Annotated in this window: 12 protein-coding genes; 3 read left to right on the plus strand and 9 right to left on the minus strand. The window is 57.8% G+C overall.

Translation table 11 applies throughout. The features are described 5' to 3' along the window. Positions 1 to 111: 111 nt before the first annotated feature. From uxuA to E4T21_RS15490, 8 genes are all read right to left on the minus strand, one after another. Entirely contained in the window at positions 112 to 1,290 is a 1,179-nt protein-coding gene (uxuA, locus tag E4T21_RS15455) for a mannonate dehydratase (protein ID WP_149285902.1), read from the minus strand. A 12-nt stretch (positions 1,291 to 1,302) separates the two neighbouring features. Further along, positions 1,303 to 2,778, minus strand: a complete 1,476-nt coding sequence (locus E4T21_RS15460; RefSeq protein ID WP_149285903.1) for a mannitol dehydrogenase family protein — start codon at positions 2,776 to 2,778, stop codon at positions 1,303 to 1,305. A 5-nt stretch (positions 2,779 to 2,783) separates the two neighbouring features. After that, positions 2,784 to 4,064: a TRAP transporter large permease gene (locus E4T21_RS15465; protein ID WP_149285904.1), complete on the minus strand. Its 1,281-nt coding sequence runs from the start codon at positions 4,062 to 4,064 to the stop codon at positions 2,784 to 2,786. Further along, positions 4,064 to 4,633, minus strand: a complete 570-nt coding sequence (locus E4T21_RS15470; RefSeq protein ID WP_187775017.1) for a TRAP transporter small permease — start codon at positions 4,631 to 4,633, stop codon at positions 4,064 to 4,066. Before E4T21_RS15470 ends, E4T21_RS15465 begins: the two co-directional genes overlap by 1 nt. Before the next feature lie 72 nt (positions 4,634 to 4,705). Beyond that, complete coding sequence (locus tag E4T21_RS15475) at positions 4,706 to 5,698, minus strand: TRAP transporter substrate-binding protein (protein ID WP_149285906.1); 993 nt, start codon at positions 5,696 to 5,698, stop codon at positions 4,706 to 4,708. A 227-nt stretch (positions 5,699 to 5,925) separates the two neighbouring features. Then, complete coding sequence (locus E4T21_RS15480; RefSeq protein WP_149285907.1) at positions 5,926 to 6,948, minus strand: Zn-dependent oxidoreductase; 1,023 nt, start codon at positions 6,946 to 6,948, stop codon at positions 5,926 to 5,928. 75 nt (positions 6,949 to 7,023) lie between these two features. Continuing rightward, positions 7,024 to 8,235, minus strand: a complete 1,212-nt coding sequence (manD, locus tag E4T21_RS15485; RefSeq protein ID WP_149285908.1) for a D-mannonate dehydratase ManD — start codon at positions 8,233 to 8,235, stop codon at positions 7,024 to 7,026. Beyond that, a complete protein-coding gene (locus E4T21_RS15490) occupies positions 8,232 to 8,969 on the minus strand; it encodes a GntR family transcriptional regulator (protein ID WP_149285909.1) in 738 nt (245 codons plus the stop codon). The genes manD and E4T21_RS15490 overlap by 4 nt, the downstream gene beginning before the upstream one ends. Positions 8,970 to 9,114: 145 nt before the next feature. Between E4T21_RS15490 and E4T21_RS15495 the strand changes: the two genes are divergently transcribed. Then, positions 9,115 to 10,296, plus strand: coding sequence for an alpha-hydroxy acid oxidase (locus tag E4T21_RS15495; protein WP_149285910.1), 1,182 nt, complete (start codon positions 9,115 to 9,117; stop codon positions 10,294 to 10,296). Positions 10,297 to 10,422: 126 nt separating this feature from the next. Here the strand turns inward: E4T21_RS15495 and E4T21_RS15500 are convergent, their stop codons facing one another. Then, positions 10,423 to 11,952, minus strand: coding sequence for a carbohydrate porin (locus tag E4T21_RS15500; protein ID WP_240349177.1), 1,530 nt, complete (start codon positions 11,950 to 11,952; stop codon positions 10,423 to 10,425). 491 nt (positions 11,953 to 12,443) lie between these two features. Here E4T21_RS15500 and E4T21_RS15505 point away from each other — a divergent pair, with 491 nt between their 5' ends. Together E4T21_RS15505 and E4T21_RS15510 are read left to right on the plus strand one after the other, a co-directional pair. Beyond that, positions 12,444 to 13,727 (plus strand): ABC transporter substrate-binding protein, encoded by a 1,284-nt coding sequence (locus E4T21_RS15505; RefSeq protein ID WP_149285911.1) that lies wholly within the window; start codon positions 12,444 to 12,446, stop codon positions 13,725 to 13,727. Between the two features lie 14 nt (positions 13,728 to 13,741). Further along, positions 13,742 to 14,743 (plus strand): carbohydrate ABC transporter permease, encoded by a 1,002-nt coding sequence (locus tag E4T21_RS15510; RefSeq protein WP_240349178.1) that lies wholly within the window; start codon positions 13,742 to 13,744, stop codon positions 14,741 to 14,743. Positions 14,744 to 14,747: the final 4 nt, after the last annotated feature.

Below are 14,747 nucleotides of genomic sequence, written 5' to 3' on the forward strand. Positions count from 1 at the left end.
TCCTGACATGAAAAAACCCCCAGTCCGGCGATGCCGGACTGGGGGTTTGTCTTTCCATGTTCAGCTTGCAGATGCAGCGTTCAGGTCGCAGATAGCCGAGACAACGGCGTATCAGCCCGTCAGCCGCCTGACCGCCATTTCCACGCCACGCAATTCCGCTAGCCCCTTGAGTCGGCCGTACAAGGGATACCCCGGTGCGGTGGCGCGGCTCCGGTCATCAAGAATATGGTGACCATGATCAGGGCGCAGCGGCAAGCGTGGTCCGCCCTCTCGCTCACGCCGACGTTCCTCGTCGACCAGGGCCTGAATCACTGCCACCATGTCGACGTCGCCCGTCAAATGAGGCGCTTCATGGAAGGAACGAGGATCAGGCTGTTCACGCTGTGTCGAACGCAAGTGGGCAAAATAGACTCTCGGACCAAAACGCCGGGCCATCGCCACCAGGTCATTTTCCGCGCTGACGCCATACGACCCCGTGCACAGGGTAATGCCGTTCGCCGGACTGGTGGACGCCGCCAGAATCCAGTCGGCATCCTGCTGCGTCGAGACGACCCGAGGCAAGCCCAACAATGGGCGAGGGGGATCGTCAGGATGGATGGCCATGCGAATGCCCACTTCCTCGGCCACCGGAATGATCGCCTTGAGGAAATTCCCCAGGTTCTCGCGCAACCTGTCAGCATCGATCTCGGCATATTCCGCCAGCACATCGCGAAACTGCTCAAGCGTATAGTGTTCCTCTGCCCCTGGCAGACCAGCAATGATGGTATTCACCAAACGCTCGCGTCCAGACTCGTCCAGGGCATCGAGATAGGCCCTGGCCTGCGCCTTTTCGACGTCGTCATATTCATGCTCGGCACCACGACGGGCCAACAGGTAAAGGTCGAAGGCAGCAAAGGCCGTCTGGTCAAAGCGCAACGCCGCGCCACCCTCGGGTAATGGCCAAGCCAGATCCGTACGTGTCCAATCCAGGACAGGCATGAAGTTGTAGCAGACGACGTCGATACCGCAGGCTGCAAGGTTGCGCAGCGTCTGCTGGTAATTGGCGATATACACTTCATGGCCCGGGCTGGCCTTCTTGATGTCCTCATGAACCGGTACGCTCTCCACGACCGACCAGGTGAGTCCAGCCGCTTCGATCATCTGCTTGCGTGCCTGGATGGCCTCCAGCGGCCAGACTGCCCCATTGGGAATATCATGCAGAGCCGTAACAATACCGGTTGCGCCTGTCTGGCGAACTTCATCCAGTTTGATCGGATCATCAGGTCCGAACCAGCGCCATGTATGTTCCATAAAAAGCTCTTATCAATAATGTTCGTATAAATAATGTTCGAGAGTCGCAGTGACACCACGGGCTTGTAATGCGTAACAGGCATCCACCACAGCATTGATGAAATGCGGATGCTCAGCGAGTTCGACAGGAAACACTTCATCCAGGGAAAGGAAAGCTGTCACCAATGCCTCGGGAGTAGCGTGAGTGGCATGTAGCGCAGCGAAACGATCTGCCATGGGATCGTCCACCTTATGCAGGTTACCCGACAGGTCACTGCCTGCGGTGTAGCGTATCCAGCCAGCAACGCCGAGCGCAGTGCAGGTCACATCACGGCCTGCCTGTAGATTGCTGAGCGTGCCCTGCAACCAACGCTGAGGCAGCTTCTGTGAACCGTCCATGGCGATCTGATGCAGGCGGTGGCGCAGGCTGTCATTGGCAAAACGCACCAGCAGGCTATCGGCATAGGCGGCAAGATCGCTACCCTCCGGCATGCTCAATGTCGGAATGACTTCCTGTTGCATGTAGCGGCGCAGCAACGCCACCAGTACAGGCTGTGCAATGGCATCGCTGACCGTGTCGATATTCTCCAGCGCGCCCAGATAGGCCAGCAGTGAGTGGCTGCCATTGAGCATACGCAGCTTCATGGTCTCGAAGGGAGCGACATCCGCCACCATCTGTACCCCTTCCAGCTCCCAGTCGGGGCGTCCCTGCGGAAAGTGGTCCTCGACCACCCACTGGCTGAAGGATTCACAGACCACCGCCGCAGGATCATCGACTCCCAACTCGGCAAGCTGGGCAAAGCTACTTTCCGTCATTGCCGGAACAATGCGATCGACCATGCTGCTGGGAAATGCCACGTTTTGCTCGATCCAGGCAGCAAGTCGGCCATCCCGTTGGCGCGCCAGTTCAAACACGGCCTGCCGCGTACGCTGCCCATTGTCGGGCATGTTGTCACAACAAAGTACCGTGAACGGCGCAAGGCCGGCAGCATGACGCCGGGCCAATGCTTCCACCAGGATTCCCGGCGCTGTCTGCGGGCTTTGAGGGTGCTCAAGGTCATGGGCGATGGCAGGGGCATCGAGCAGCAATGCACCACTGCTGGGATTGAGGTAATAGCCTTTCTCCGTGACCGTCAACGTCACGATGCGTACCTCGGGCTGACTCATGCGACCCAGCAAGGCTTCCAGGTCCGGTCCGTCGGGACCGGCATAAAGGGCTTCACGAATGGAGGCGATTTCACGCAGCGTAATGTGGCGGCTATCACGTTGTTCCACTACGTGATAGCGCATTCCAACATCATGCAGCTGGGTTACCAGCGTCTGGTTCGAGCGGATATTGGCACTGCATATCCCCCAGCCACCACCATGATGACGGGCTAGATTACGCTCCACATAGACCGCCTGATGGGCCCGGTGGAAAGCACCAAGTCCGAGGTGGACGATGCCGATATCCGCCGCGGAATAATGGCTATTGATTCGTTCAAGGTGTGATTCGTCCCGATGTGACATGGCGATCACTCCCCCATCAGCAGGTTGGGCAACCACAGCGAGATGGCTGGCACATAAGACACCAGCAACAACACGATCAGGTTGCAGATCAGGAACGGAACGATGGCTCGAGCCACTCGCAACATGGGCAGCTTGCCGATACCGGACACTACAAACAGGCAGACGCCGACAGGGGGTGTCGTCAGACCGATCATCAGGTTCAGGACCGCCATCACGCCAAAGTGCACAGGATCCATGCCGATGCCTGTCGCCACGCCCAACAGCGCCGGGAACAGGATGATCAGAGCGGCAATGGTTTCCATGAATGAACCGACGAACAGCAGGATCAGGTTGAGGATCAGAATCACCACAAGGGGGTTATCACTGATCTGCAGGATCCCATCGGCCAGCAGTTGCGGGATCTGCTGGCTGGTCAATATCCAGCCAAACAGGTTGGCCAGGCCGACCAGCAACATCAGAGACGCAGAGGTCAACACGGTATCCACGAGAATGCCGCGCAGGTTGCCCCAGTTGATGCCCTTGTAGACAAAGGTCCCGACCAGTAGCGCGTAGAGACTGGCAACGATGGAAGCTTCCGTGGGCGTGAACAGGCCACCGATGATCCCGTAGAGGATGATGAACGTCATCAACAGTGCCCAGAATGCACTGCGTCCTTCCTTGAGCAGTTCACGCAGCGTGGCACGCTTTCCTTTGGGGTAACCACGGCGTACGGCCAGCCAGTAGACGGTGACCATCATGGCAATGCCGAGCAGCAAGCCAGGAATGGCACCGGCCAGAAACATGCGCCCGACGGAGATGCCGGACAGCGAACCGACAATGATCATCGGCACACTGGGAGGAATGATCGGACCAATGGTCGAGGATGCCGCTGTCACTGCCGCGGCAAAGGGCTTGTCATAGCCTGACTTGGCCATGCCCGGAATCATCACCGAGCCAATGCTGGCCGCATCGGCGACGGCCGTACCGGAAATGCCGCTGAAGATCATCGATCCACCGACATTGGCCAGCCCCAGGCCGCCGCGAATATGGCCTACCAGGGCATTGGAAAAGCGCACGATGTGCTGGGTGATATTGCCCACGTTCATCAGGTTCCCCGCCATCACAAAGCCGGGAATGCACAACAGGACAAAGGAATCGATACCAGAGAACATGCGCTGCGGAACAATGGTCAGCGAAATGCCACTCAGCACGAGATAAGCCAGCGACGAAATCCCCAGGCAGAAAGCGATGGGCAGGCCTATCAACAACAGGACCAGAAACGTGGAGAAGAGAACAGCGATTTCCATTAGCACGCCTCATGATCGAGTGGTTCACCGCGCACCAGAGCGATGAAGCCTTCCAGTGTGCAGATGACGCTGTAGAAAAACAGTGACGCAAACAGCACCACAGAAGACAGGAAGATGTAGATCATCGGGATACGCAGGGTGGGTGATGTCTGGAAGGCACCGATCTGGGCATACTTCCATGCCTCTGGCAGCACAATCAGTGTGAAGCCTGCGGTCAGGATCGAAATCAGCATCAGATAGGCAGCACGCCCACGAAAACCCAGGGCACCATGAAACAGCTCGACGTTGACGTTGCGATGGCGATGCAACACAACACCGGCACCCAGTGACACCATGTAGATGAACAGATAGCGCGTCAGCTCTTCTGTCCATGCCAGGGTAAACGGCAAGAACAAGCGAGATGCGACCTGCAGCAACACCGTGAGCGACAGGCCGAGCAGAGCCATTACCGCAAGCGACAGCAAGGTCTTGTCCAGTACATCGGCGAGCCTGCCAAGGGGCCCCTTGAGTCTCGGGACGCGGTTCAACACCTCCAGAGACTCCTGTATCTCTTGTGCGGGATCCGACATGGGGTTCTCCATGCGTGAAAGGAGACGAGTACCGGGGTGTGATCCACCCCGGTGACGATTGCCGTAAAGGGATTACAGGTCCTGGATGGCGTCGTAGATCTCGCGCTGTTCATCATCGAGCGCATCAAGCACCGCAGGACGGGCCTTCTCGGCAAAGGCAGCCTGATCCACCTCGACGAACTCCATGCCCTTCTCTTTCAGCGATTCCTCCAGACGCTGCTGATCTTCACTGAACAACTGCTCTTCGTAGCTCTGCATTTCGCTGGCCGCATCACGCACCACCTGCTGCAGGTCTTCCGGCATGGCATCCAGCTTGTCCTTGCCGATCACCACATAGATCCAGCTACGCACGTGGTCGGTCATGTTCACGTACTGCTGTACTTCATTGAAGCTGGCGCTCTCGATCAAGCTGAGCGGATTCTCCTGGGCCTCGATGGTGTTCTGCTGCAGAGAAGTGAACACTTCAGAAAACGCCATCGGAGTGGGACGCGCGCCCATGGCTTCCCAGGTATCGACAAACAACGGCACATTAGGGACCCGCAGGCGCAGGCCATCGAGGTCATCCGGGGACTTGATCGGGCGATTGGAGGTCAGTTCACGCGGGCCCCGTTCGAACCAGGCCAGAGGCACCAGGCCAGCACGCTCGGTAATCTGCGCCTCGATCTCGCTGCCAATATCGCTTTCGACGGTCTTGCGCAGATGGTCCTCGTCACGGAACAGGTATGGCACCGCCATCATGGCTGCCTTGGGAGCCCAGTTCTGCAGGCTTTCACCGGTAATTGTCATGTCGGCCGTACCGAGCTGGATGCTGTTGATGACATCCATCTCGCTGCCCAATTGCTCATTCGGAAAGACCTGCACCTTGATGCGCCCATCGGAATTGGCTTCGACCAGTTCCTTGAACTTGAGCGCTGTCTGGTTCCAGATATTCTCCTCGTTGGCCAGGTGGCCGAACTTGAGGGTGAAATCCGCCGCCAGCAGTGACTGGCTGCCGAGCAGTGCCGTTCCCAGGCAAGCGCCAACTACCAGGCGCTTGAGGGTGGTGTTAAATACCGTTGTGAACATGGCGTGATCTCCTGTCTCTCTGTTATTGCATCGCTGTAGGCTGTTATTGATGGCCATGAGCGGCTATAGAATCGCGATGGGTTGTCATGGCGTTGCCATGAGTTGTTATTGCTTTTGCTGATCGGTCTTTTACTGATCGGTCTTTTACTGATCGGGCTTTGCTGATCGGGCTTTGCTGATCGGGCTTTGCTGATCGGGCTTTGCTGATCGACAGTTGGTAGAACGCCTCAGGAGGCGATGTCGACGAGGACCTTGCGCGCCTTCTCGGGAGTGGTATCGAGCATATGGATCGCTTCAGGCATGTCGCCAAGCGCAACCCGATGACTGATCAAGGCCTTGGGATCCAGTCGACCCGCCTCGATATGCGCTATCACTTCAGGGAACTTGCGGTTATTGAGCCGGGAACCGACGAGAGTCAGCTCCTTCTTGATGACTTCCAGCTGGCTCAGGTCGCTGGGTGTCGGGTTGAAGCCAAGCAGACCGATGCGCCCTGCTGGGCAGGCCATGCGCAACATGGCAGGCAGCATGGCAGGAACACAGGCGGCATCGGCAATCAGCGGAATGCCTTCACCAGAGGTCAGCTCGTGCACAGCCTGTTCCAGGTCCTGCTCACTGCCATTGATGGCATGGCTGGCGCCCATGGCACGTGCGGTTTCCAGACGAGTGTCTAGGATGTCACTGATAATGACGTCTTCTATCCCCATGGCATGGGCCATCTGCAGAATGGTCAGGCCGATGACGCCTGCACCGATGATCAGCAAGCGGTCCCCTGGATATGGGTTCATGCGCGACAACACATTGGCAGCAATGGAATAAGGTTCAACCAGGGCCGCAGCATCCAGGTCCAGCGTATCCGGCAGACGATAGGCATTGGCAGCCGGCACATTGACCTGCTCGGCAAAACCGCCATGGCGATGAACCCCGATGACCTGCATGGCAGTACACACGTTGGGCCGCCCTATCCGGCATGGATAGCACTCGCCACAGTTGACCACCGGATCGATGCACACCCGCTCCCCGATTCGAGCGGGATCGACCCCATCCCCGACAGCACTGATGACACCGGCAAACTCATGCCCCGTGATGCGCGGAAAACGCACGAAAGCGTTATCGCCATGAATGATGTGCATGTCGGAACCGCAGATGCCAGCGAAAGCGACATCGATCAGCACTTCCCCTACCCCGGGAGATGGTACGGGCTGTTCACTGACGTCGTAATCGTGCGGGGCCTTGACTTGAAATGCTTGCATGAAACTAACTCCTGTAAACCGTTCGGTGCGCCGCTTGCTCTGATTGATACCGCAGCACCTGACCTTGTTGACGACCTACCAGTGCCAGAGCGTGCCGTCCTCCAGACGGTTGACGGGTAGACTCGCGCGCTTATATGGGAACTTCGCCGCGGCCTCTTCATCGATATCGACGCCATGCCCGGGAGCCTCGCCGACCAGGAAGTGGCCGTCCTCGAAGCGATAGTCATGCGGGAAGACCTGATCGGTCAGGTCTTCATGCGGCATATGCTCCTGAATGCCGAAATTGGGCACCCAGGTATCGAAATGAATCGCGGCCCCCAGGCATACCGGAGACAGGTCAGTGGGCCCATGGAAGCCAGTGCGGACGTGGTAGAGCGCCGCAAAGTCAGCAATGCGGCGCACATGCGTGATGCCGCCGCCGTGCGTCAGCGGTGTACGGATATAGTCGATCCACTGGTTCTGGATCATCTCTCGGTAATCGTGTATCGAGTTGAACACTTCGCCAATCGCCAGCGGCGTAGTGGTGTGCTCGCGAATCAGACGCAGGCTTTCCTGGTTCTCTGCAGGTACGCAGTCTTCCAGCCAGAACAGGTGGTAAGGCTCGACTGCCTTGCCCAGGCGAGCGGCTTCAATGGGCGTCAAGCGGTGATGGACATCGTGCAGCAGGTGCAGATCATGGCCAAAATGCTCACGCACGGCGGCAAACAGCTGCGGCACATGATGGAGATATTTCTCGCTGCTCCACACATGTTCTGCCGGGATTTCAGCATCCGCCGGCTCATAGCGCTCGCCTTCACGCTTGGCGACCCCATAGATCGTCGGAATACCGGGGATGCCAGCCTGTACACGTACCGCACGGTAGCCCAGCGCAACATGGCGTTCGACTTCGCTCAAGCAGCTATCGATATCCTTGCCGGTACAGTGGGCATAGGTCATGACACGCTCGCGACTTCTACCGCCCAGAAGCTGGTATAGCGGCATGTTCGCGGCCTTGGCCTTGATGTCCCACAGCGCCATGTCGACAGCACCGATGGCCGACATCGTGACCGGGCCGCGCCGCCAGTAGGCACCGCGGTACAGGTATTGCCAGATGTCCTCGATGGCACTGGCATCCTTGCCGATCAAGGCAGGAATCACATGCTCGTCAAGATAAGCGACCACCGCCTGTTCACGGCCATTAAGCGTTGCATCACCAATACCGTAGATCCCCTCGTCAGTGACAATCTTGAGCGTCACGAAATTGCGCCCAGGCGAAGTGACGATGGTGTAGGCCTGCTCGATCTTCATTGACTCGCTTCCTTGATGAGTGACTGGGTCTGCTGGTCTTCGAACATCTCGGGGAAACGCTGGACCAGATCAGGCAGAGAGATGAGCACCTCACGCAGGTGAGTGCACATGGCCTCCTCTGCCGCCTCGACATTGCGCTGCTCGATGGCTGCGACGATCTGCGCGTGTTGCTCGATCAGCTTGTCGATGGGCGTGCTGTCGGGAACGCTCAGATAGCGCACCCTGTCGAAATGCGCGCGAACCTCTTCAACGACTTTCCAGGCTGCTTGCTGGTCGACACCCAGTGTCAGGGTGCGATGGAAGGCTTCATCCAGGCTGTAGAAGCGATCATGATCCTGGTGCTCGACACAGCTGCGCTGACGCGCCAGCAGGTCATTGAGTTCGAAAAGAATCTCTGCGCCGAGCCCCTTGCTGGCTGCCAGCCTGACAATGGCTACTTCGATGGCCTCCCGCACGAAGCGGGCCTCGAGCACCGCTTGCTGCGAGATCTTGACCACAAAGGTGCCGCGTTGAGGCCTGACCTCCACCAGCCCTGCTTCGGACAGGCGTATGAATGCTTCACGAACTGGCTGACGGCTCACCGAGAAGATATCGGCCAGCTCCTTCTCCGACAGCGCCTGCCCTGGTACCAGCACCATCTTGATGATCGACTCGCGCAATACCTGATAGAGCCGCGCACGGACCGGATCGCTGGCGCGGGTCTCCTGCCATAACGATTGCAGTGTCGTATTCATGCCATCCCCTCGATGCGATCGGTTTAAGGCTTGGCCGCCTCTTTCTGATATGACTAGTATGGTAGTATGGTGAGAAAACAAAAAGCACCCAAGCCTTAGACTTTGGTGCTATGACGACCGCCTGGGGACTCAGCAGGAGAACAACGTGAAGCGCCGCCGCTATGCAGGAACCGATTACCGCAAGGCACTCAACATCCAGGACCTGGAACGTATTGCCCAACGCCGCTTGCCCAATTTTGTCTTCGAATATCTGCAGGGAGGGGCCGATGATGAGCGGGCGTTGCAGCATAACCGGGCCGTATTCGATGATTACCGCTTCATGCCAAGAACGCTGACCCGAGTGGGTCCTCGAGACCTGTCGACCACACTGATGGGCAAATCCCATGCCCTGCCCCTGGTGATCGGGCCGACGGGGTATAACGGCATGCTGAGCCGGGATGGAGACATCAAGCTGGCCACGGCAGCGTCCAGGGCCAATATTCCCTTCGTGCTCAGCAATGTCGCTACCACCTCACTGGAGGACATCGCCGCACTCGAAGGGCTCAATGCCTGGATGCAGATCTACTTCTACCGAGATCGAGATTACGTCAGAAAACTGGTAGATCGTTGCCAGGCTGCCCAGTACGAGACCATTGTGGTCACCACCGATAGTGCCATCTACGGTAACCGTGAATGGGACCTGCGCAACTTCCGCAAGCCCATGCAGCCGACCCTGCGTAATCTGCTGCACCTGCTCATGCGCCCACGCTGGATCGCCGATGTCTTGATTCCCGATGGCATGCCGACCTTCAAGAACCTGGACGACCTGCTTCCCCCTGGAAAGCAAAGCGTACAGGGCGCCTCAGCAGTGATCGGCCAGCAACTGGACTCGACGCTCAACTGGGATGACATCAGCTGGCTGCGCGACCGCTGGCCAGGCAAGCTCATCATCAAGGGCATCCTCTCTCCCGATGAAGCCGAGCAGGCTGCCAGCCTGGGCGTCGATGCGCTGGTACTCTCCAATCATGGCGGGCGCCAGCTCGATCATGCCTGCTCACCTGTCGAAGTCCTGCCAGAAGCCAGGCAGCGCGTCGGGCAACGTTGTCAGCTGTTCGTCGACAGCGGCTTCCGACGCGGCACGGATGTCGTCAAGGCATTGGCGCTGGGGGCCGATGCCGTGTGGCTGGGTCGCACCACATTGTATGGATTGGCGGCTGGTGGCCAGCCAGGGGTCGCGCATGCGCTGGATATCCTGCGCCGGGAAATCGACCGTACCATCGGCCTGCTCGGTGTCGAACGCATCGCCGATCTGGAGACCAGCATGCTGGTGCCGGATCGACGCCATTGAGCGACCATATCACGAGCGCACATAACAAAACGGCGACCCTTTCGGATCGCCGTTTTGTTCAGGGTTGCTCGACGCACACCCCCTTAGGAAGCGCAGACACTTACGCAGTGCTTGCTGAGGAATTGTCTAGAACCAGGTCTCCGCCTGCACCCCAAACGCCCACTGCCCACCGGCGAACCCTTCCTTGCCGAAGTCGTCATTGGTCATATAGTCGTTCAGCTCATCATCCCAGTCGCTGTAACTGGCGAAGAGGCGAATTTCAGGACGATTCCAGAAGCCTCCCACCTGGGGCTTGAAGGTCGGAGCAATGGTGAAACGGGTATAGGCCCCTTCTGCCGCATCGCCCAGCGCAGCCTGATCGAGGTCCATCCACTGATAGGTTCCTTCGTACTGCATTTCGAAGTTGTCAGTGATTTCATGGGCCAGGCGCGCATTGAAGGTTGCCCAGTTGTACTCGTCACCCTTGGTGTAACGATCCTCACTGGTCTGCGCCAGCACTGCCGGTGCAATTCGCCACTTGGGTGCCAGATAGGTAGTGCCATACAGCGCCAGACGCGTCGTCTTGGCATCATCAGTCAGATTGCCGTCGGTACCCAGGCTCTTGACCTCCGCGCCCAGGCCTTCACCGTACAGCAGCGCCGCCTTGAAGCTACCTTCCCGTAAGCCGAAGAAGCTATCTCCATGGTAAGCCAGCATGGTATGGAAACCGCTGTCTGCCGCCTCGTCGGTATGTTCGTCGAGAACACGCTCATCGTTATCCGCAGCGGACAATCCATTGAGCATCCACTGCCAGTTACCGATACGGTTGTTGATGGTGTAGATCAGGCTATCGGTATCACCGGTGGCCTCAGGGAGGCTGGAATCCACAGGGAAGTCAGAGTAGGTGCGCCCATAAACGGAGAAGTTGGCCTTCCAGTTATCCGCCAGCTTGACGTCATAGATACCTGCACCGGTACCGGCAAGGAACATGATGTCGCTGTCGAGCCAGTGAATATCGAAATTATCCCGGTCGAAGCGCTTGCCCGCCCACAGGGTGGTGCCTTCGAAAGCGCCAGTGAAGCTGGGCAGATCGGACAGCTCAACATAGACCTGGCGCACGTTGAGGTCGGACTCATCGGAAGTCCAGTCATTACTGGTGGTCACGCCATCGGCGATCATCACCTGATAATTGGCCTTGGCACCATTGTCGAAGGTCTGGCGATAACCGAGCTGAGTCTCGACATAGGTATCCGGCTCATTGCCCAAACGACCTACCGCCCCTCCTGTTGCCCCGGCTGGCGTCACGTAGGGGCCGCCAGGCAGGCTCTTGCCATCATCACCAAGCAGCAGGCCCGAACGGGCATAGGCAGAGAACTCGATACCTTCATCGTCATTCAGGCTGCTGCTGGAAGCCTTCTCTTCGACTGACGCCAGGCGCTCTTCCAGGTCGGCATCATTCTGCTGGCGTTGCTCCAGCCTGGCTTCGGCCACATCAGCGCGTTGCTCGGCAGCGGCAGCGCGCTGTTCGGCACTGATGATGCGCTGCTCAAGTTCAGCCAAGCGAGCTTCCAGTTCAGGCGTCATCTGGGCATTGGCCACTCCGGCCAGGCTCAATCCCGCTGCGGCAATTGCCAGAGCCAAGGGAGTCTTGAGCCGAATCATGGGGTTTGCTGTCATCGCTTCCATCCCGGTTGTTGTTATCGAAACTGTTATCGGAACTGTTGTCAGGACTGTTGCTAGAACTGTTGTTAGAACACCGGAGATAGAACTTAAACGATTTAGACAAGCAAGACAGGAGAAAGTCGTAAAATTACAACCAATGTCTAAATAGAAGGCTGGCTATTTGCCTTAAAGAACCCTAACAAGAAAATTTTTACGTATGTTTACTTACTATCAATTAGCTTTCAAACCACTTTCGCAGCCTATTCAATATTTCACAAAACACAATAAAATCAAACAATTAATATCAATCAGCCGCACCTCTCTCGGCGATTTTCCCGCTAATAAGAAGTTTCTTAACACCAAAGTCGATATTGCAGTGGCACCTATCTGTCATTTAACTAGCGACTAGGCAATCTTAAACGATTAAGTTCGTTTCCAACACTTTAGCCAGCAAATCGCCAGGTACTAGCCAAATCCCCAGGCACAACAACAAACGAGGTACCCTCATGAGAAAAACGCCACTCTACGCCACTCTTGCACTGGCCAGTCTTGCCCTTGCCAGCCTCTGCGGCCAGGTCCAGGCTCAGGAAGACGCCGATCTGACCATATCCTGCGGTGCCGTGGGTACCGAGCTGACCCTATGCAAACAGGCAGTGGCCGCCTGGGAAAAGGAAACCGGCCACCGTGTCGATGTGGTCACGACCCCCAATTCCTCTACCGAGCGCTTATCTCTCTATCAACAGGTCCTTTCTGCCCAGTCCGGTGATATCGATGTAATGCAGGTCGACGTGGTATGGCCGGGGCTGCTGGCCAACCACCTGGCAGATCTCAATGAATTGCTTGGCGAAGATGCAGGAGCAGGTCATTTCGAGGCCATCATCGCCAACAACACAGTGGATGACCGACTGGTGGCGATGCCCTGGTTTACCGATGCTGGCGTGCTCTATTACCGCAAGGACCTGCTTGAGCAATATGACTTCGATGTCCCGCAGACCTGGGAAGAACTCACCGACATCGCGACCAAGATCCAGGCCGCCGAACGCGAAGCAGGCAACAGCAAGATGTGGGGCTATGTCTTCCAGGGCCGTGCCTATGAAGGCTTGACCTGTAACGCGCTGGAATGGGTGGACAGCTACGGTGGTGGTTCCATCGTCGATGACGAGGGGGAAATCACCATCGACAACCCCCAGGCCGCTGCTGCGCTTGACCTGGCCGCCAGTTGGATTGGCAGCATCAGTCCGGATGGCGTGCTCAACTACACCGAAGAAGAAGCCCGCGGTGTGTTCCAGGCCGGCAATGCGGTATTCATGCGCAACTGGCCCTATGCCTGGGCCCTGTCCCAGGGTGATAACAGTGACGTCAAGGGCAAGGTCGGTGTCAGCCAGCTGCCCCATGGCCCGGATGGCACAAGTGCCGCAGCGCTCGGCGGCTGGAACCTGGCAGTCTCGCGCTATTCCGAGAACCCTGAGCTTGCCGCTGACCTGGTGGCCTACCTGACGTCGGAAGATGAGCAGAAGCGCCGTGCGATAGAAGCCTCCTACAACCCGACCATGCCTGCTCTGTACGAAGATGAAGAAGTCCTCGCTGCCGTGCCCTTCTTCGGCACGCTTTACGACACCTTCCTGAATGCTGTTGCCCGTCCTTCCTCTGTCACGATGGACAAGTACGGCCGAGTGACCAATGGCTTCTTCAACAGCGTTCACCAGGTCCTGTCCGGTGAACAGAGCGGTGCCGATGCGCTTGCCCAGCTCAACAGCGAACTCCAGCGCCTCAAGCGTCGTCGCTGGTAAGCGAGGAATTCATCATGACATCCACTGTGTCCGACAATAGCGTATCTGACAGCCCCACTCCTCAGCGTGCTGACACCCCGTCCGCTGACCGGACGGGGTATCGTGGCACCAAGGTACGTCGTCAGCGGGTCCGTGCCGCCTGGCTGTTCCTCACCCCGATGCTCCTGTCCCTGCTCATCGTGGCGGCCTGGCCTTTGCTGCGTACTTTCTACCTGAGCTTTACCGATGCCTCATTGTCCGACACCACCGGCGGCATGTTCATCGGTTTTGAAAACTACCTGGTCCACGATGACGGCGCATGGTACGGCCTTCTTGCCGACCCGGTCTGGTGGACATCGGTATGGAATACCGTTTACTTCGCCGTGGTTTCAGTATCCCTGGAGGTCGTTTTCGGCATCATCGTCGCCCTGCTGCTCAACGCCGAGTTCAAGGGACGCATGCTGGTACGTGCCGCGGTACTGATCCCCTGGGCCATCCCCACCATTGTCTCCGCCAAGATGTGGGCGTGGATGCTCAATGACCAGTTCGGCATCATCAACCACCTGTTGATGCTGCTTGGCATCATCGACGCTCCACTGGCCTGGACTGCCGACGCGGACCTTTCCATGTGGGCAGTGATCATGGTCGACGTGTGGAAGACCATTCCCTTCGTTGCCCTGCTGGTGCTGGCAGCGCTGCAGATGCTGCCCAGCGACTGCTACGAAGCGGCTGAAGTCGATGGCATCCATCCGCTCAAGGTGTTCTTCCGTGTCACTCTGCCGTTGATCACACCCGCATTGATGGTGGCGGTGATCTTCCGCCTGCTCGATGCATTGCGTGTCTTCGATGTGATCTATGTGCTGACATCCAATTCCACCAGCACCATGACAATGTCGATCTATGCCCGCCAGCAATTGGTGGAATTCCAGGACGTGGGCTACGGCAGTGCGGCCTCTACGCTGCTGTTCCTGATCATCTCCTTCGCCGTGGTCATCTACCTCTACCTCGGTCGCCGTCAACTGGGAGTCGAGCAATGAATCA

This window comes from Halomonas binhaiensis, from assembly GCF_008329985.2.
Classification (GTDB): Bacteria; Pseudomonadota; Gammaproteobacteria; order Pseudomonadales; family Halomonadaceae; genus Halomonas; species Halomonas binhaiensis.